Here is an 18063-nt window from a genome sequence, read left to right as displayed (position 1 = left end):
CCGGTACCGGCGTGTGGCGCGCGGCTCAGCGCTGCCAGCTGGTCGCGCCGTGGAAGCCGGACTGGCGCTCCAGCCGGCGCCAGCGGGCGGCCGTGGCGTGCGGCCGGGCCGGCGCGGCCGGCCGGTGGGCGGCGCGGGCCAGCAGAACGGCGGTCAGGGCGGCGAGCTCTTCCTCGCTGGCCTGGCCCTTCTCGACGCGGATGGGGGCGGCGGTGCCTCGGGCAGGGTTCACGGCGGTCTCGATTCTCCGTCGAAGCGGTGAAGGACGTGATTACTGGGGCGGGTTGCCGTGCTTACGGGCGGGCAGGTCCGCGTGCTTGGTGCGCAGCATCTCCAGGGCGCGGATCAGGGTGTGGCGGGTGTCGGCGGGGTCGATGACGTCGTCGACCAGGCCGCGCTCGGCCGCGTAATACGGGTGCATCAGCTCGGACTTGTACTCCTTGACCATGCGGGTGCGCATGGCCTCGGGGTCGTCGGCCTCGGCGATCTGCTTGCGGAAGATGACGTTGGCGGCGCCCTCGGCACCCATCACCGCGATCTCGTTGGTCGGCCAGGCATAGGTCAGGTCCGCGCCGATGGTCTGGGAGTCCATGACGATGTAGGCGCCGCCGTACGCCTTGCGCAGGATGATGGAGATGCGCGGCACGGTCGCGTTGCAGTAGGCGTAGAGGAGCTTGGCGCCGTGGCGGATGATGCCGCCGTGCTCCTGGTCGACGCCGGGCAGGAAGCCCGGGACGTCCAGCAGCGTGACGAGCGGGATGTTGAAGGCGTCGCACATCTGGACGAAGCGGGCGGCCTTCTCGGACGCCTCGATGTCCAGCACACCGGCCAGCGACTGCGGCTGGTTCGCGATCATGCCGACCACCCGGCCGTCCAGGCGGGTCAGCGCGCAGATGATGTTGGTCGCCCAGCGCTCGTGGACCTCCAGGAACTCGCCGTCGTCGACGATCTCCTCGATGACCTTGCGCATGTCGTACGGCCGGTTGCCGTCCGCCGGGACCAGGTCGAGCAGTGCGTCACCGCTGCGGTCGGCGGGGTCCTCGCTGGCCACCGACGGCGGGTTCTCCCGGTTGTTCGCCGGGAGCAGGGACAGCAGGTAGCGGACCTCTTCGAGGCAGGTGACCTCGTCGTCGTACGCGAAGTGCGCGACACCGGAGGTCTCGGCGTGCACGTCGGCACCGCCCAGCCCGTTCTGGGTGATCTCCTCACCGGTGACCGCACGGACCACGTCCGGGCCGGTGATGAACATCTGCGAGGTGTCGCGGACCATGAACACGAAGTCGGTCAGCGCGGGCGAGTACGCCGCGCCACCGGCGCACGGGCCGAGCATCACGCTGATCTGCGGGATGACACCGGACGCCTTGGTGTTGCGCTGGAAGATGCCGCCGTAGCCGGCCAGCGCCGAGACGCCCTCCTGGATACGGGCGCCCGCGCCGTCGTTCAGCGACACCAGCGGCGCACCCGCCTGGATGGCCATGTCCATGATCTTGTGGATCTTGGTGGCGTGCGCCTCGCCCAGCGCACCGCCGAAGATCCGGAAGTCGTGCGCGTAGACGAAGACGGTACGGCCGTGGACCGTGCCCCAGCCGGTGATCACACCGTCCGTGTAGGGCTTCTTGGCCTCCAGGCCGAAGCCGGTGGCGCGGTGGCGGCGGAGGGGTTCGACCTCGTTGAAGGAACCCTCGTCCAGCAGCAGCTCGATCCGCTCGCGGGCCGTCAGCTTGCCCTTGGCACGCTGCGCTTCGGTGGCTCGCTCGCTGGGGCCTCGCCGGACCTGCTCGCGGATCGCGTGCAGTTCGGCGACGCGCCCGCGGGCGTCGTTGGCGCCGGCGGGCACATCTTCGACAGTGGTCATGTATCGACGGTACGTGGGCGAGGCCCCGTGCACCGATGTCGGTTTCGTACAACGTCGGGTGCCATTTGGTGGGCAAGCAATACAGAATCACGCTGCACGAGGCGCGGCTACCGGCCTGTCGCCGGGTGGACGCGGTGTCCAGCGTCTGTACGGTGCCGACAAACGCCGACCGGGTGATGTTGTACCCACCAGTGGTAGGAACCGGTGCCCCGACCCGGTCAGCGCAGCCGCACCTCGCAGATGTGCGTGGTACAGGCGGTGCCCGGGGTGAGGCGCAGCCGCAGGGTGTCGCCGGTGGCCAGCACCTCGACGGACGGGTCGTGGCGGAGCACCCCGCGCACCGGCCGGGACCAGGTGATCTCCACGGTGTCCCCGGTGCGCTCGGGGGCCGCGGCGCACACCACGGCGGTCCGCCCGGCCCGGGTGCCGCGCCCCCGCTCGCGGACCAGCACGCTCGCCGGCCCGCTGCTCGCCAGCGGCCCCGCGCGGCCCGCCCGCCAGAAATTGGCCGCGGTTAGGCCGAGCGAGTCGACGGCGACGGCCTGCCGGTGCGCGTCGTTGGCGAGCAGGGTGAGCCAGCGCCGGTCGGCGGCGCGGGCGGCGAGGGCGCGCTCGGTGGCGCCGGGCATGAGCAGGTAGGCGTAGCCGGCGTCGGTGGGGTCGGTGCCGTGGTCGTGCCAGAGGGTGAGATAGCGGCGGGTGTACGGGCGGGTGGCGGAGGTGCTGTTGATGTCGTGCCAGGCGCCGGTCCGGTCCTCGCGCCGGACGTGCAGCGGGGCTCCGCCGGGGGATCCGGGAAAGACCCAGCCGCCGTGCCCGGCGAGGTGGGCCCAGTGGGCGCGCCGGAAGGCGGTGGTGCGGCCGAGGGCGCCGGGCCGGCGCACCCCGTCGACGGTGAGCGCCGCGGTGCCCGACTCCCCCAGGGCGCGGTTGTCGACGACGGTCTCGGCCGGTACGCCGTCGCGTGCGGTGATGCCGGCGCCCAGGCAGACCACGCAGTCCGCGAGGGCGAACCAGGACTTCTTCGCGGTGAGGGTGGAGTCCAGTCCGCGCAGGTCCTGGCCGATGGCGGCGAATTCGCCGTCGGTGGTGCCGCCGACCCAGCGGGCGGCCGGTTTGGGCTCGCCCCAGCCGCCGCCCTCGTTGTCGGCGAGCCGCTTGGTGGAGACGGTGGTGCCGGGGAGCCGGTAGGGGTCGACGGTGGGCCAGAAGGCGTCGGTGTACTGGTCGCCCCCGGAGTCCGCGCGCCACCAGTAGAGCATTCCGGCGCCGGTGTGCCAGCCGTGCCGGTTCTCGCCGTTGCCGTTCTCGTAGTACGTGATGCGGTCGGAGGCCATGGCCAGTCCGGCGGCCCAGCCGGGGCGGCGGTGCACCGCGCGGTCCATGGCGGGGAACAGCCGGTGGCCGACGGGTTCCGGGGCGGCGGGTCCCGCACCCGCCGCGATCCGGCCCAGCCGGGCGAGGTCGGCGACGGCGTACTGGCGGTCGGTGAGCACCGGCAGCGTGCGGTCGCGGGCGGTCCAGCCCTTGATCATGGCGTGCCAGCGGGCGCGTTCGGCGGCGCTCGCGCCCTCGCCGAGCAGGGCGATGGCGGCGATCAGCGCATGGCCGTGGAAGTGGTCGCTGCGCAGGACGTGCCGCTCGTCGTTGCGCAGGTAACCGCGGCTGACGGCGCGCCCGTTGACGCTGTCCATCATCAGGCCGTTGTACAGCAGCGGTGCGTAGGCGTGCTCGACGCTGTCGAAGATGATCTGCCGGGCCGGGTCGGCGACCTCCCAGGTGGAGCCGCGCAGCAGGGTGAACAGCCGGCCCAGGCCGTCGAGGAGGACGGCGCCGTAGGTGCCGGAGTAGGCGACCCAGGTGTGCTGGACGAACGATCCGTCGGCGTAGAGCCCGTCGCCCTTGGTGACGTACGGGAAGACGGGCGAGAGGGCGTCCCGGGCCAGTGCGATCTTGGCGGGGGCGCGGCCGAGGACGCCGCGCAGGGCGACGACCCGGCACAGGTCGACGCGGTTGGCGCCGGTGCTGGTGCCGGTGTAGGCGCCCAGCATGCTGTCCGGGACGAAGTGGTCGACGGCGGCCAGGCAGCGGGCGCGCAGGGCGTCGCCGACGCCGCCGGGCAGGTGCTCGTCGAGGATCGCGAGGGTGTCCAGCAGGAGTCTGGGGCTGCCGATCTGCCACTCCCACCAGTTGCCGTAGCGGGTGGTGGCGGGGTGGTAGACGGTGCGGTCGAGGTGGTCGAGGCCGGTGACGACGTCGGCGGCGAGCGCCGGGTCGCCGGTGCGGCCGGTGCCGGGCTGGGCGTGGGCCAGGGCCATGGTGGCGAGCCGGCTGTAGCTCTGGGTGATGCCGGAGGGCGGGTCGTAGGGGCAGTCCGGCCAGAGGGAGCCGGCTTCCGGCCGCATCTCCGACCGGAAGCCGGCGGCGAGGTCGCCGGTCTCCTTGAGGGCGGCGGCATACGGGGCCGCGCCGGGGTCGTATCCGGTGCCGAGGGCGAGGTCGCACCAGCGGCGGCGGAGGGCGGCATACTCGTCGGCCCCACCGGCCGCCCGGTCCGGTGCGGGGGTGCGGGCGGCGGCGGGCGGGGCTTCCGGGCCGAGCGCGAGGGCCAGTGCGCTCGCGGTGGAGGTGGCGAGAAATCCTCGGCGCGACCAGGCGGGCAGGGCGGGTTCGGGCGGCACGGCGGGTCCTCTCCATGGCGTCAACTGGTCTGTGGCGCTGCGCACTTGGGAGTTCCCGATGGTCTAGCACGGCGGCCCGCGGGGCGGCAATGACCGCGCCGGAAGGCGGCATCCGCACCCGTCCGGGGGAAACCGGCAAAGAAGAGGTTGAAAGTTGAACCAGATGCCGCTACGGTGAATCTCGTTGAAGGTTAAACAACCACGCTGCATGCGCCCCTGCTGCACGCCGTCCCCGAGGAGGAGCCATGGCTCTGTTCACCCGCAAGCGCACCACCGCCCCCGCCACCCCGGACGCCTCGGCCGCCGCCGGCGCCGCCGTTCTGGACGCGGACCCCGCGCTCGCCGCGCTGACCGGCGACTACACCATCGACCCGGCCCACAGCAGCATCGGCTTCACCGTCCGGCACGCCATGGTCACCAACGTCCGCGGCACCTTCGGCGAACACGAGGGCGTGCTGAAGCTGGACGGCAGCAACCCGGCCGCGTCCACCGCGCACATCGACGTCAAGATCGCCAGCATCGACACCGGCATCACCGACCGCGACGGCCACCTCAAGAGCCCCGACTTCTTCGACGCCGAGCAGTTCCCCCTGATGACCTTCCGCTCCGGCGCGGTCGAGCAGATCGGCAGCGAGACGTACCGCGTCTCCGGCGATCTGACGATCAAGGACGTCACCCGCCCGCTCGCCATCGACCTGGAGTTCAACGGCGCGGCCACCGACGTCTACGGCGCCGAGCGGGTCGGCTTCGAGGGCACCGCCGAGATCCTGCGCTCCGAGTGGGGCCTGACCTGGAACGCGGCGCTGGAGACCGGCGGCGTCATGGTCAGCGACAAGGTCAAGCTGACCTTCGACATCTCGGCGGTCAAGAAGGGCTGACGTCCGCCGTGGGGGAGGGCCGGCCTCCGCCGCTTTCCTGGCAGGGCCCCTCCCTCTCCCCAACCCGGAGATCCCCGCCCGGCAAAGGAGGGGCCCACCCACCCGGCCCCACCCCGTGGCGAGGCCCCACCCCGTGGCGAGGCCCCTCCCCCGCCTCCACCACGCATGCGGTGAAGGTAGCGCTCCGCACCGGCCGTCGCCGGTGCCTGTGGACAACCGTGGCGCCCCTCCGCGCCACGGGCACTCACTCCTGCGGCTCGACCCCGGCCCGCAGCAGCCCGTACGCATAGGCGTCGTCGAGCGCCTGCCAGGACGCCGCGATGACGTTCTCCGCGACGCCGACCGTGGACCACTCGCCGCGGCCGTCGCTGGTGGAGACCAGGACCCGGGTGATCGAGCCGGTACCCAGGGCGCCCTCCAGGATGCGGACCTTGTAGTCCACCAGCTCCATCGCGGCCAGCTCCGGATAGATCCGCTCCAGACCCACCCGCAGCGCCCGGTCCAGCGCGTTGACCGGACCGTTGCCCTCGGCGGTGGCGACGATCCGCTCGCCCTTGGCCCAGAGCTTCACGGTCGCCTCGTTGGCGTGGGTGCCGTCCGGGCGGTCCTCGACGATGGCGCGCCAGGACTCGACGGTGAAGTAGCGCAGCGGCGTGCCGCCGGCGCCCGCCCGCCGCAGTTCGTCGCGGAGCAGCAGCTCGAACGACGCGTCCGCGGCCTCGTACGTGTAGCCCGCCGACTCCCGCTCCTTGACCCGGTCGACGACCCGGCCGACCAGCTCGCGGTCGCCGCCCAGGTCGATGCCGAGCTCCTTGCCCTTGAGCTCGATCGAGGCGCGCCCGGCCATGTCGGAGACCAGCATCCGCATGCTGTTGCCGACCAGCGCCGGGTCGATGTGCTGGTAGAGGTCCGGGTCGACCTTGATCGCGGAGGCGTGCAGCCCGGCCTTGTGGGCGAACGCGGAGACGCCGACGTACGGCTGGTGCGTGGACGGCGTCAGGTTGACGACCTCGGCGATGGCGTGCGAGATCCGGGTGGTCTCGGCGAGCTTGCCCTCGGGCAGGACCCGGCGCCCGTACTTGAGCTCCAGGGCGGCGACGACCGGGAAGAGGTTGGAGTTGCCGACCCGTTCGCCGTAGCCGTTGGCGGTGCACTGGACATGGGTGGCACCGGCGTCCACCGCGGCCAGGGTGTTGGCGACCGCGCAGCCGGTGTCGTCCTGCGCGTGGATGCCCAGCCGCGCGCCGGTGTCCGCGAGGACGGTCCGCACGACGGCGGTCACCTGGGCCGGGAGCATCCCGCCGTTGGTGTCGCAGAGCACCACGACGTCGGCGCCGGCCTCGCTCGCGGTGCGGACGACCTGCTTCGCGTATGCCGGGTCCAGTGCGTAGCCGTCGAAGAAGTGCTCGCAGTCGAGGAAGACCCGGCGGCCCTGGGCCACCAGGTACGCGACGGTGTCCCGGATCATCGCGAGGTTCTCCTCGGGCGTGGTGCGCAGCGCCAGTTCGACGTGGCCGAGGTGGGACTTGGCGACCAGCGTGACGACCGGGGCCTGCGACGCCAGCAGCGCGGCGACCTGCGGATCGTTCTCGACACGGACGCCCGCCTTGCGGGTGGCGCCGAACGCGACCAGCTGCGCGTGCCGGAACGTGATCTCCTCGCGGGCGCGTTGGAAGAACTCGGTGTCCCGCGGGTTGGCGCCGGGCCAGCCGCCCTCGATGAAGCCGACGCCGAAGTCGTCCAGGTGCCGGGCGATGGTCAGCTTGTCGGCGACCGTCAGGTTGATGCCCTCGCGCTGTGCGCCGTCGCGCAGGGTGGTGTCGAAGACGTGGAAGTCGTCGGGCACCGCGCCGGCGGGGAGGACGGCGGCCGAGGGGGCGGGGTCGTGTGCGTCCGTCATGCTGGTCTGGCTCCTGTCAAGGTCTCGGTCTACCGGAATGACCGGTTCCACCGTCCCTCCATGATCCCTCGCGCTCCGCGTCCGGTGGCGGTGGCCGGAAACGAAAAAACCTCTCGCGGGTGCGAGAGGTCTGCGCGCGGGTCTGGGACGACGGTGTCCGCGCCGTAGCCGGTTCCTACGGGGCGGTCACTGCGGACCGGCGCGCCTGCTGCCAATAATCATGGCGAACGAGAGCACGGGGGCAGTCTGGCACACCACCGCCCCCGCGCCGCCGGGCGTCTCAGGATGCGAGCACGCGCGTACCGGATTCGTCGCCGTCCGCCGTGCCGACCCGGTGCAGATCGATGGTCCGCGTCTCCCGCATCGTCAGATACACGACCAGCGAGACCGCGGCGCAGCCGGAGACGTACCAGTAATAGCCGGACTCGATACCGCCGTTCTTGAACCACAGGGCGACGTACTCCGCGGTGCCGCCGAAGAGCGCGTTGGCGATGGCGTACGGCAGGGCGACGCCCAGCGCGCGGATGCCGGTCGGGAACAGCTCGGCCTTCACACAGGCGTTGATGGAGGTGTAGCCGGTGACCACGACCAGGGCCAGCATCGAGAGGCCGAGGGCCGGCCAGAAGGAGCCGGCGTGCTTGAGCAGCGTCATGATCGGCACGGTCAGGAAGGTCGAGCCGATCGCGAAGGTGATCAGCAGCGGGCGGCGGCCGATCCGGTCCGACAGCCGGCCGGCCAGCGGCTGGAGGCACATGAACAGGAACAGCGCGCAGAAGCTGACCAGGGATGCGGTCGGCTTGGTCATCCCGGCGCTGCCCGACAGGTACTTGGTGAGGTAGGTGGTGTACGTGTAGTACGCCACGGTGCCGCCCATGGTCAGCGCGATGACCAGGAACGCCTCGCGCCTGTGGGCCCACAGAGCCTTGAGGGTGCCGCGGTCCGGGTCGGACCGGGCGCCCTCGTCCTCGGCGTAGACCTCGGTCTCCAGCATGCTGCGGCGCAGGTAGAAGACGATGGCGGCGCCCAGCGCGCCGACGATGAAGGGGATCCGCCAGGCCCAGCTGTGCAGCGCGGCGTCGGACATGGTGCGCTGGAGCACGATCTGGAGGCCCAGGCCGAGCAGCTGGCCGGCGGTCATCGACACGTACTGGAAGCTGGAGGCGAAGCCGCGGCTGCCGGGCGCGGAGGCTTCGGTCAGATAGGTGGCGCTGGCCGCGTACTCGCCGCCGACCGACAGCCCCTGGAGCATCCGGGCGAGCAGCAGTACGGCGACGCCGCCGTAGCCGGCCGCGGCGTAGGTGGGCGCGACGGCGATGAGGACGGCCGAGGCGGACATCAGGGTGACGGTCAGGGTGAGTGCCGCCTTGCGGCCCCGGCGGTCCCCGACCCGGCCGAGCACCCAGCCGCCGACCGGGCGCATGAAGAAGCCGACGGCGAAGATCCCCATGGTGTTCATGAGGTTCGCGGTGTCGTTCCCCTTCGGGAAGAACGAGTCGGCGAAATAGACCGCGAAGCTCGCGTAGACGAACCAGTCGAACCACTCGACCATGTTGCCGGCCGAGCCGACCCAGATCTTCTTCCATTGCGCTTGTCCCATAGCCGCTCACGGTCGCGGAGAGCGGGCCCGTCGGCAAGAGCCGGGTGTGCAACGATCATGCGTACTTGCGTGCGTTGCGGTCATGGGCGCGGCAAGCGGTTCGCCGCGGGCCGGTCCGGCGGCGGTCAGTCCTGCGGGACGGTGAGCGACTCGTCGAGGAACTCGCGTATGGCGCGGTCCACCTGCTCGCGGGTCGTACCGGGCAGCCCGACGACGAGGTGGGTGCCGAAGCCGTCGAGCAGGGCCCGGGTGCGGGTCGCGAAGCGTTCCGCGTCGACCGGGCGGAACTCGCCCTTCGAGACGCCCTCGACCAGCAGGGCCACCAGATCGCGGTGCCAGGCCAGCTCCAGGTCCAGCTGGCGTTCGCGGGTCTCGTCGTCGGCGTTCTGGGAGCGGACCCAGACCTCCAGCCAGAGCGTCCAGCGCGGATCGCGGTGGCCTTCGGGGAGGTAGAGGTCGACCAGCGCGTCCAGCCGCTCGCGGGCCGGGACGCGGCGGGAGAGGGCGGCCCGGCGCTCGGCGCCGAGCTGCTCCTCGCTCCACTGGAGGGTCTGGAGCAGCAGCTCGTCCTTCGTGCCGAAGTAGTAGAGGATGTGGCCGCTGCTCATCCCGACCTCGCGGCCCAGCCCGGCCATGGTCAGCCGGTCCAGCCCCTCCGCGGCGATGGTGGCCATCGCCGCGGCCAGTACCTGCTCGCGCGGCTGGTTGAGGCGCCGCCGGGGACGGCGTTCGGGACCGGACACGGTGACCTCCGGGGTCGGGTCGGGCTGCGACGGGCTGGTCGGTCAGGGGTCCGTCAGACCTTCGGCTGCTGCTGGGTGATGCAGTGGATACCGCCACCCGCTGCGAAGATCGTACGGGCGTCCACCAGCGTCACGGTGCGCCCGGGGAACAGCCGGCGGAAGATCCCGGCCGCCTCCTCGTCGCGCGGGTCGTCGAAGGCGCACAGCACGATGCCGCCGTTGCACTGGAGGTGGTTGATGTAGGAGTAGTCGACCGGCTCGCCGTCCTCCTCGATGACGGTGGGGGCCGGGACCTCCACGATCTCCAGCCGGCGGCCCCGGGCGTCCGTCGAGGCGCGCAGCAGCTTGACGATCTCGTTGCAGATCGCGTGGTCGGGGTGGTCGGGGTTCGGCTGGGTGTGGACCATCACCACGCCGGGGCGGGCGAAGGCGGCGACGATGTCCACGTGGCCGCGGGTGCCGAACTGCCCGTAGTCGGCATACAGGCCGCGGGGCAGCCAGATCGCCTTGGTGGTGCCGAGGTGGGCGTGGATCTCGGCCTCGACCTCTTCCTTGGTGCGATCGGGGTTGCGGCCCGGGTCGAGTTGCACGGTCTCGGTGAGCAGTACGGTGCCCTCGCCGTCGACGTGGATGCCGCCGCCCTCGTTGACCAGCGGGGTGGCGTAGCGGCGGGCCCCGGCGAGCCCGGCGACCTGCTCGGCGATCGTCGCGTCGCGGTCCCAGGCGGCCCACTCCTGAGCGCCCCAGCCGTTGAACACCCAGTCCACGGCGGCCAGTTCGCCCTGGCCGTCGGTGAGGAAGGTGGGGCCGATGTCGCGCATCCAGGCGTCGTCGAGGGGGCGTTCGACCAGCTCGATGTCCTCGCCGAGCAGGGCCCGGGCGCCCGCCAGTTGGCCGGGGCCGGCGACCACGGTGACCGGCTCGTACCGCCGGACGGCGCGGGCGACCGCGGCCCAGGCGGTGCGGGCCTCGGCGAGCGTGGCGCCGCCCTCCGCACCGAAGGTGAAGTTGGGGCCGGGCCAGGCCATCCAGGTGCGCTCGTGCGGGGCCCATTCGGGGGGCATCCGGAAGCCGTCGGCGGCGGGGGTGTTCATACGGGGGTCCTCACGGTTCGGGGAAGCGTCGGGGCAGGCGGGGGGTCGGTGCGTACCGGCGGCAGCGGCATGGCGGGAGGGGGCGCGCCGCTGCCGGGACACGGTGGTGCGGATCCGGGCGTCGGAGGGGGTTCAGAGGAAATAGAGCCTGGACAGCGAGACCGTGTCGGCCGGTTCGGAGCGCATCGGGTCGCCGTCGAGGGTGACCAGTCCGCTGCGTGCGTCGACCTGGACGTCGCCGACCCGGGCGTTGTGGATCAGGTTGCGGGGGCCGATGCCGCGGGTGCCGCGGACCGCGACCCGGCGCCGTCGGGTGGGCATGCCGTCGCCGCCCTGCTCGGCCGCGGCGCGTGCGACGAAGGCGACGGAGATCTCGGCCGGGGTCGCGCCGTGCGCCCCGAACTGCGGGCCGAGGACGAGGGGTTCGCAGGTGTCGGTGGCGGCGTTGGGGTCGCCGGTGACGCCGTACGCGGGGAAGCCGGACTTGAGCACCAGCTGCGGCTTGGCGCCGAAGAACTGCGGCTTCCAGAGCACGATGTCGGCCATCTTGCCGACCTCGATCGACCCGATCTCGTGCGCGAGGCCGTGTGCGATGGCGGGGTTGATGGTGAGCTTGGCGACGTAGCGCAGCACCCGCGCGTTGTCGTCGTGCGCGCCGTCGCCCGCCTCCCCGTCACGGGGAAGAAGGGGCCCGAGTTCGGCTTTCATCTTGCCGGCCATCGCGAAGGTGCGCCGGACCGTCTCGCCGGCCCGGCCCATGCCCTGGGCGTCGGACGAGGTGATGCCGATCGCCCCGAGGTCGTGGAGGACGTCCTCGGCGCCCATCGTGCCGGCCCGGATGCGGTCGCGGGCCATGGCGGCGTCGCCCGGCAGGTCGGTCTTCAGGTCGTGGACCGAGACGATCATGCCGTAGTGCTCGGCGACCGCGTCCCGCCCGAAGGGGAGGGTCGGGTTGGTCGAGGAGCCGATGACGTTGGGGACGCCGGCCATCTTGAGGACGTTGGGGACGTGCCCGCCGCCGCAGCCCTCGATGTGGAAGGCGTGGATGGTACGGCCGTCCAGGACGCGGAGGGTGTCCTCGACGGTGAGGCATTCGTTGAGGCCGTCGCTGTGCAGCGCCACCTGGACGTCGTGGTCCTCGGCGACCCGCAGCGCGGTGTCCAGGGCGCGGGCGTGCGCGCCCATGTCCTCGTGGACCTTGAAGCCGCAGGCGCCGCCCTCGGCGAGCGCCTCGACCAGCGGGGCGTCCCCGGAGGACGAACCGCGGCCCAGGAAGCCGATGTTGACCGGCCAGGCGTCGAATGCGTTGAAGGCATGGCCCAGCGCCCAGGGGGAGTTGACGCCGACGCCCCAGACCGGCCCGAATTCCTGGCCGATGATCGTGGTCACGCCGGACGCCAGCGAGGCTTCCATGACGCGCGGGGAGAGCAGGTGGACGTGGGTGTCCACGGCGCCGGCGGTGGCGATCATGCCTTCGCCGGAGACGATGGACGTACCCGTGCCGACGACGACGTCGACGCCGTCGAGGGTGTCCGGGTTGCCGGCCCGCCCGATGGCGTGGATCCGGCCCTCGCGGATGCCGATCGACACCTTGCGGATGCCCTGGACGGCGTCGATGACCAGGACGTTGCTGATCACCACGTCGCAGGTCTCGCGGACCGCGGCGGCCTTGAGGTGCAGCCCGTCGCGGGCGGTCTTGCCGAAGCCGGCGAGGAACTCGTCCCCGGGCTTCTGCGCGTCGGACTCGACCCGGACGACCAGTCCGGAGTCGCCGAGGACGACCCGGTCGCCGGCCCGCGGGCCGTGGACCGACGCGTACTCATGGGGATCGATGGTCATGCGCGGCCCTCCGCTCCCAGGTAGCCGCAGGCGGCGGCCCGCCGCAGCGCTTCGGTTCTGGCGCCCGGTGCGTCGAGCGGGCCGTCGACCAGGCCGGCGAAGCCGATCGCGATCCGGTCGCCGCCGATCGGCACCAGGCCGACCTCCGAGCCGCCGCCGGGGTCGAACCGCACCGACGAGCCCGCCGGGACGCACAGCCGCATGCCGTACGCGGCGGCGCGGTCGAACTCCAGCCGGGGGTTGGCCTCGAAGAAGTGGAAGTGCGAGGTGACGCTGATCGGCACCGACGCGGTGTTGCGGACCGCGAGCAGCACCGCGGGCTCCGGCTCCGGGTCGGCCGGGCCGGGGAGCACCGCGCCGGGCGCGGGCGCCGCCGCCGTGCCGCCGGCCCCGGCATCCGTACCGGCCGCGGCGCCGATCGGGTCGCCGACCACGGCGAGCCGGGAGCCGTCGTCGAAGACGGCCTCGACGTGCACCTCGGTGACGACGTCGGCGACGCCCGGCAGGACGTCGTCCGGGCCGAGCACGCCGCGCGCCGCCTCGATGGCCTGCGCGAGGCGGCGCCCGTCCCGCGCCGCCTCGCAGACTGTGTCCGCGATCAACGCGGTCGCCTCGGGCACGTTCAGCTTCAGTCCGCGGGCCCGGCGCGCCCGGGCCAGCTCGGCCGCGCCGAAGAGCAGCAGCCGGTCGCGTTCCGTGGGGGTCAGCCGCATCCGGTCTCATCCTCCCGATCGAATTGAGCATCACTCTAACTTGGAATTCATCATTCCGAAACCATTGACCTAGTCCAGACGCATGACTCATATTGAGCGTCGCTCTAGTCATGGCCTGAATTGATCGTTTCTAGAGCGCCGTTCAAATGATCTCGCAGCAGCGAGCGCCGCTCCGGGGCACGGCCCCGGAGCACTGTCCACCACACGGAGCACCGCTCACAGCACCGCTCACCATCTGTTCCGGCCTCTCAGGGGAGCCCTCATGCCGATCGAACAACGCGGAGTCGACACCATCCCGGACGAGGAGCGCACCAGCACTCCCCGCGACCTCGTCTCGATCCTTCTCGGGTCGAACCTGGCCCTGGGTGTGGTGATCTTCGGCTGGCTCCCGGTCTCCTTCGGCCTCGGGTTCTGGGGCTCGGTCACCTCCCTCGCGGCCGGCACCGTCGTCGGCGCCGTCCTGACCGCCCCGCTCGCGCTGGTCTCGCTGCGCAGCGCGACCAACCTCTCCACCAGCAGCGGCGCGTTCTTCGGTGTCCGCGGCCGGCTCATCGGCTCGGTGATCGGCCTGCTGCTCTCGCTCGGCTACACGGCGCTGACCCTGTGGGTGGGCGGCGACGCGATGGTCGGCGCTCTGCACCGCCTCATCGGCCTGCCGAGCGACGGCACCGCCTACGCGGTGGTCTACGCGCTGCTGGCCGGCGCCACCGCGGTGGGCGCGGTCTACGGCTACCGGGTGCTGCTCCGGATGAGCAAGGTGCTCTCCATCGGGCTGACCGTCCTGCTCGCAGTCGGCGTGATCGCCTACCTGCACACCTTCCACACCGGTCCGGTCCCCGGCACCTCGTACGCGCTCGGCGGGTTCTGGCAGACCTGGCTGCTGGCCGCGGTGTCCGCCGGACTCAGCGGCCCGATCGCGTTCATCACCCTGCTCGGCGACTACAGCCGCTACATCTCCCCGCGCCGGCACAGCTCCAGGAAGGTCTTCGCGGCCACCTACTGCGGCCTGCTGATCGGCCTGCTGGTCCCGCAGCTCTTCGGCACCTTCAGCGCCCTGGCGGTCGGGGCGGGCGGCAGCGACTACGCCGGCCCGCTGGTCGCCGGGGCGCCGTTCTGGTACCTGGCCCTCCTGCTGGCCAACGCCTCCGCGGGCTCGGTCGGCAACTCCGGCCTGATGCTCTACAGCATGGGGCTCGACCTGGACGCGATCCTGCCGAAGGCCACCCGCACCCAGGCCACCTACGTGGTCGCCGCGGTCTCCACCGCGCTGGTCTACGCCGGCCACTTCCTGTGGGCCGCGCAGGACGCCATGACGTCCTTCGTGCTGCTGATGACCGCCATCGGCACGCCCTGGGCCGTGATCACCGTCATCGGCTTCGTGCGCTGCCGCGGCACCTACGACGCGGACTCGCTCCAGGTCTACAACCGCGGCACGGTCGGCGGCGTCTACTGGTTCAAGGCCGGCTGGAACGTCCAGGCCACCGCCGCCTGGGCGGTCGGCTCGGCCGTCGGCCTGCTGGGCGTGGACACGCCCTTCTACAAGGGCCCGCTGCTGTCCTTCACCGGCGGGATCGACATCAGCTTCGTGCTCGCCGCGGCTGCCGCCGGCATCGTCTACCACCTGCTCACCGCCAAGGACCCGCGCCCGGTCGCGCCGCTGCGCCCGGTCCCCGCCCCCCTGGCGGAGGCGCCCGCCGCCGAGTCACCCGCCGAGGTCCGCTGAGCCGGGGCCCCTCCCCCGCTCATGGCGCAGGCCGCCACCGACGCTCTGTCGGTGGCGGCCTGCGGCGTCGCCGGGGGCCGGGCTCAGCCCAGCGGGTGCATCCAGCCGTGGGTGTCCGCGCCCGCGCCGGTCTGGATGTCCAGCAGCGCCTTGCGCAGCTTCATGGTGACCTCGCCGGGCTCGCCGTCGGCGACCGTCCAGTTGGCGCGGGCCGACTTGACCCTGCCGACCGGGGTGATCACCGCGGCGGTGCCGCAGGCGAAGACCTCGGTCAGCGTGCCGTCCTCGGTGGCGCCCTGCCACTCCTCGACCGAGATCCGGCCCTCGGAGACCTCGTACCCGAGGTCGGCGGCGATGGTCAGCAGCGAGTCGCGGGTGATGCCCGGCAGCAGCGAACCGGTCAGCTCCGGAGTGACGATGCGGTTGCCGTACACGAAGTACAGGTTCATCCCGCCCATCTCCTCGATCCAGCGGCGCTCGATCGCGTCCAGCCAGACCACCTGGTCGCAGCCCTGCTCGGCGGCCTGCGCCTGGGCGACCAGGGACGCGGCGTAGTTGCCGCCGGTCTTGGCCGCGCCGGTGCCGCCCGGGGTGGCCCGGACGTACTCCTCCGACAGCCACACCGAGACCGGCTTGACGCCACCGGGGAAGTACGCGCCGGCGGGCGAGGCGATGACGAGGAAGAGGTACTCGTTGGCGGGCTTGACGCCCAGCCCGACCTCGCTGGCGAACATGAACGGCCGGAGGTAGAGGGACGCCTCACCGCTGTTCGGCACCCACGCCTTGTCCTGGGTGACCAGCGCGTCGCAGGCCGCGATGAAGGTCTCGACGGGGAGCTCGGGCATGCCCAGGCGGCGGGCGGACGCCTGGAAGCGGCGGGCGTTGGCGTCCGGGCGGAAGGTGGCGACGCCGCCGTCGGGCTGGCGGTACGCCTTCAGGCCCTCGAAGATCGTCTGCGCGTAGTGCAGGGTCATGTTCGCCGGGTCCAGGGAGAGCGGCGCGTACGGCACCAGTTCGGCGTCGTGCCAGCCGCGGCCCTCGGTCCACTTGATCGTCACCATGTGGTCGGTGAAGTGCCGTCCGAAGCCGGGAGCGGCCAGGATCCGCTCCCGCTCCGCGTCGGACAGCGGGTGCGAGGAGGGCTTGAGCTCGATCGCGGGCGTCGTCATGAATGCGTGTCCTTCACTGCGTAGTCCGTTGCCGCGCGGCCGTGCGCACGATCACTTGGGCGTACCGGTCGTTACTGGGACGTCCACGTTTCCCGGCTGACGGCGGCCCCTCGTCCGATTATCGCTCGTGGGTGTCCGCCGCTGGAACCGGCGTGCGTGGTCCGCAGAGATGGTCGCACCGAACCCGCCGGATGCCCAGGGCCGGCCATACGGACAGCGCCGGACCACGGCGGGCCCGGCGCTGCGAGGGTGCTGAGGTGCGCGGGGCGTCAGCCCGCCACGCGCGCGGCGATCGCGTCGCCGATCTCGTCGGTCGTCCGGGCCGAGCCGTCCCGGGCCTCCAGGTCGGCGGCGACCTCCGCCTCGATGCGGGCGGCCTGCTCCTCGTGGCCGAGGTGGCGCAGCAGCAGCGCGACGGAGAGGATCGTGGCGGTCGGGTCGGCCTTGCCGGTGCCCGCGATGTCCGGCGCGGAGCCGTGCACCGGCTCGAACATCGACGGGAAGGCGCCGGTCGGGTTGATGTTCCCGGAGGCGGCCAGGCCGATGCCGCCGGTGACGGCCGCGGCGAGGTCGGTGAGGATGTCGCCGAAGAGGTTGTCGGTGACGATCACGTCGAACCGCTCGGGCTGCGTGACGAGGAAGATCGTCGCGGCGTCGACGTGCAGGTAGTCGGTGGTGACCTCGGGGTACTCCCGGCCGACCCGGTCGAAGATGTTCTTCCACATGTGTCCCGCGTAGACCAGGACGTTGTTCTTGTGGACCAGCGTGAGCTTCTTGCGGGGGCGGGCGTTCGCCCGCTCGTACGCGTCCCGGACCACGCGCTCCACGCCGTAGGCGGTGTTCACGCTGACCTCGGTGGCGACCTCGGCCGGGGTGCCGGTCCGCAGGCTGCCGCCGTTGCCGGTGTACGGGCCCTCGGTGCCCTCGCGTACGACGACGAAGTCGATGTCGGGGCGGCCGGCCAGCGGGCTCTCGGTGTTCGGGAAGAGCTTCGACGGGCGCAGGTTGACGAAGTGGTCGAAGGCGAACCGCAGCTTCAGCAGCAGCCCGCGCTCCAGCACACCGGACGGCACCGACGGGTCGCCGATCGCGCCGAGCAGGATCGCGTCGTGCTGCTTGAGCGACTCCAGCTCCGCGTCCGGCAGGGTCTCACCGGTCCGGTGCCAGCGCTGGGCCCCGAGGTCGTACTCCTGGGTTTCCAGCTTGACGTCCTGCGGGAGGACCGCGGTCAGGACCTTGAGTCCCTGGGCCACGACTTCCTGGCCGATACCGTCACCGGGGATCACTGCGAGGCGAATGCTGCGAGACATGTCTGGACCCTACTCCCCGTCCCAGTGATTGACACGTAACGTCCGGCATGCGGACATGCCGCGGGCCGGCAGGCGTTCGCCCGACGGCCCGGCGCCGAACCGGGCGCGCGCATCGGCCACTTCGAGGCCACCACCCGCTCCCGCCGGGGCCGGGCCGCGCCGGCACCGCGAAGGGGCGCCCGGGAACGTTCCCGAGCGCCCCTTCGGAATGTCCGGCCGGGCGGGTCAGTGCCCGGTGGCGCCGCCGTTGTCGCGGCGGTCGAGCGCACGCTGGAGGGCGGCGGCGGCATTTTGGCGGTCGGCGTCGTTGGTCTGACGGGCGGAGTGACGGGTCCTGCGGACAGTGGTCTCGGCCATGTTGCGCATCTCCAATGCCAAAGCCCCGAGAAAAACGAGAGGGGTACGTCGATCCAGAAGCGGCCGGCAGGAGCGGGGGCCTCGGCGCGGCAGGGGTCACCTGCGCATACGCACCGGGCCGCATCCGCATTCGCTGGATGCAGCGATACGTTCGGCATCTACAAAGCTAGGACAGCGGGACCGTGATGTCTGCACAATTACTTG

At 72.1% G+C, this 18063-nt stretch carries 14 protein-coding genes; 2 read left to right on the top strand and 12 right to left on the bottom strand.

The window, feature by feature from the left end; all coding sequences use genetic code 11:
• Nucleotides 1–25: 25 nt before the first annotated feature.
• The 3 genes from IEZ17_RS02780 to IEZ17_RS02770 all read right to left on the bottom strand — a co-directional run bounded on the left by IEZ17_RS02780 (nt 26) and on the right by IEZ17_RS02770 (nt 4536).
• Nucleotides 26–232, bottom strand: coding sequence for an acyl-CoA carboxylase epsilon subunit (locus IEZ17_RS02780; protein ID WP_189295940.1), 207 nt, complete (start codon nt 230–232; stop codon nt 26–28).
• A gap of 39 nt (nt 233–271) precedes the next feature.
• Nucleotides 272–1855 carry an acyl-CoA carboxylase subunit beta gene (locus IEZ17_RS02775; protein WP_189295938.1) on the bottom strand — a complete coding sequence of 528 codons (1584 nt, stop codon included), beginning with the start codon at nt 1853–1855 and terminating at the stop codon, nt 272–274.
• Nucleotides 1856–2073: 218 nt separating this feature from the next.
• Nucleotides 2074–4536, bottom strand: coding sequence for a polysaccharide lyase 8 family protein (locus tag IEZ17_RS02770; protein ID WP_189295936.1), 2463 nt, complete (start codon nt 4534–4536; stop codon nt 2074–2076).
• 245 nt (nt 4537–4781) lie between these two features.
• On the opposite strand from IEZ17_RS02770, the gene IEZ17_RS02765 reads away from it, so the two are divergent.
• A complete protein-coding gene (locus IEZ17_RS02765) occupies nt 4782–5414 on the top strand; it encodes a YceI family protein (protein WP_189295933.1) in 633 nt (210 codons plus the stop codon).
• A gap of 244 nt (nt 5415–5658) precedes the next feature.
• On the opposite strand, the gene cimA is transcribed toward IEZ17_RS02765, so the two are convergent.
• The 6 genes from cimA to ureA form a co-directional block, all read right to left on the bottom strand.
• A complete protein-coding gene (gene cimA, locus IEZ17_RS02760) occupies nt 5659–7314 on the bottom strand; it encodes a citramalate synthase (protein ID WP_189295931.1) in 1656 nt (551 codons plus the stop codon).
• A gap of 280 nt (nt 7315–7594) precedes the next feature.
• Nucleotides 7595–8911 (bottom strand): MFS transporter, encoded by a 1317-nt coding sequence (locus tag IEZ17_RS02755; protein WP_189295928.1) that lies wholly within the window; start codon nt 8909–8911, stop codon nt 7595–7597.
• A gap of 125 nt (nt 8912–9036) precedes the next feature.
• Complete coding sequence (locus tag IEZ17_RS02750) at nt 9037–9654, bottom strand: TetR/AcrR family transcriptional regulator (protein WP_189295926.1); 618 nt, start codon at nt 9652–9654, stop codon at nt 9037–9039.
• Nucleotides 9655–9707: 53 nt separating this feature from the next.
• Nucleotides 9708–10748: an agmatine deiminase family protein gene (locus IEZ17_RS02745; protein WP_189295924.1), complete on the bottom strand. Its 1041-nt coding sequence runs from the start codon at nt 10746–10748 to the stop codon at nt 9708–9710.
• Between the two features lie 132 nt (nt 10749–10880).
• Nucleotides 10881–12587, bottom strand: coding sequence for an urease subunit alpha (locus tag IEZ17_RS02740; protein ID WP_189295922.1), 1707 nt, complete (start codon nt 12585–12587; stop codon nt 10881–10883).
• On the bottom strand, nt 12584–13300 hold the full coding sequence (ureA, locus tag IEZ17_RS02735) for an urease subunit gamma (protein WP_189295920.1): 717 nt from the start codon (nt 13298–13300) through the stop codon (nt 12584–12586). Before ureA ends, IEZ17_RS02740 begins: the two co-directional genes overlap by 4 nt.
• Nucleotides 13301–13562: 262 nt before the next feature.
• Here ureA and IEZ17_RS02730 point away from each other — a divergent pair, with 262 nt between their 5' ends.
• Entirely contained in the window at nt 13563–15023 is a 1461-nt protein-coding gene (locus IEZ17_RS02730) for a cytosine permease (RefSeq protein ID WP_189295918.1), read from the top strand.
• Nucleotides 15024–15106: 83 nt separating this feature from the next.
• Here IEZ17_RS02730 and IEZ17_RS02725 read toward each other — a convergent pair whose 3' ends face one another.
• The 3 genes from IEZ17_RS02725 to IEZ17_RS43755 all read right to left on the bottom strand — a co-directional run bounded on the left by IEZ17_RS02725 (nt 15107) and on the right by IEZ17_RS43755 (nt 17859).
• Nucleotides 15107–16192, bottom strand: a complete 1086-nt coding sequence (locus IEZ17_RS02725; protein ID WP_189295916.1) for a branched-chain amino acid aminotransferase — start codon at nt 16190–16192, stop codon at nt 15107–15109.
• A gap of 269 nt (nt 16193–16461) precedes the next feature.
• On the bottom strand, nt 16462–17502 hold the full coding sequence (locus IEZ17_RS02720) for a 3-isopropylmalate dehydrogenase (protein WP_189295914.1): 1041 nt from the start codon (nt 17500–17502) through the stop codon (nt 16462–16464).
• 225 nt (nt 17503–17727) lie between these two features.
• Nucleotides 17728–17859, bottom strand: a complete 132-nt coding sequence (locus tag IEZ17_RS43755) for a hypothetical protein (RefSeq protein WP_268249797.1) — start codon at nt 17857–17859, stop codon at nt 17728–17730.
• Between the last annotated feature and the right edge of the window lie 204 nt (nt 17860–18063).

Origin of the sequence: Streptomyces albospinus (assembly GCF_014648695.1) — a bacterium.
GTDB classification, from domain to species: domain Bacteria; phylum Actinomycetota; class Actinomycetes; order Streptomycetales; family Streptomycetaceae; genus Streptomyces; species Streptomyces albospinus.
Note: the sequence above shows the minus strand (reverse complement) of the source record. Positions and strands in the feature narration are given on the sequence as shown.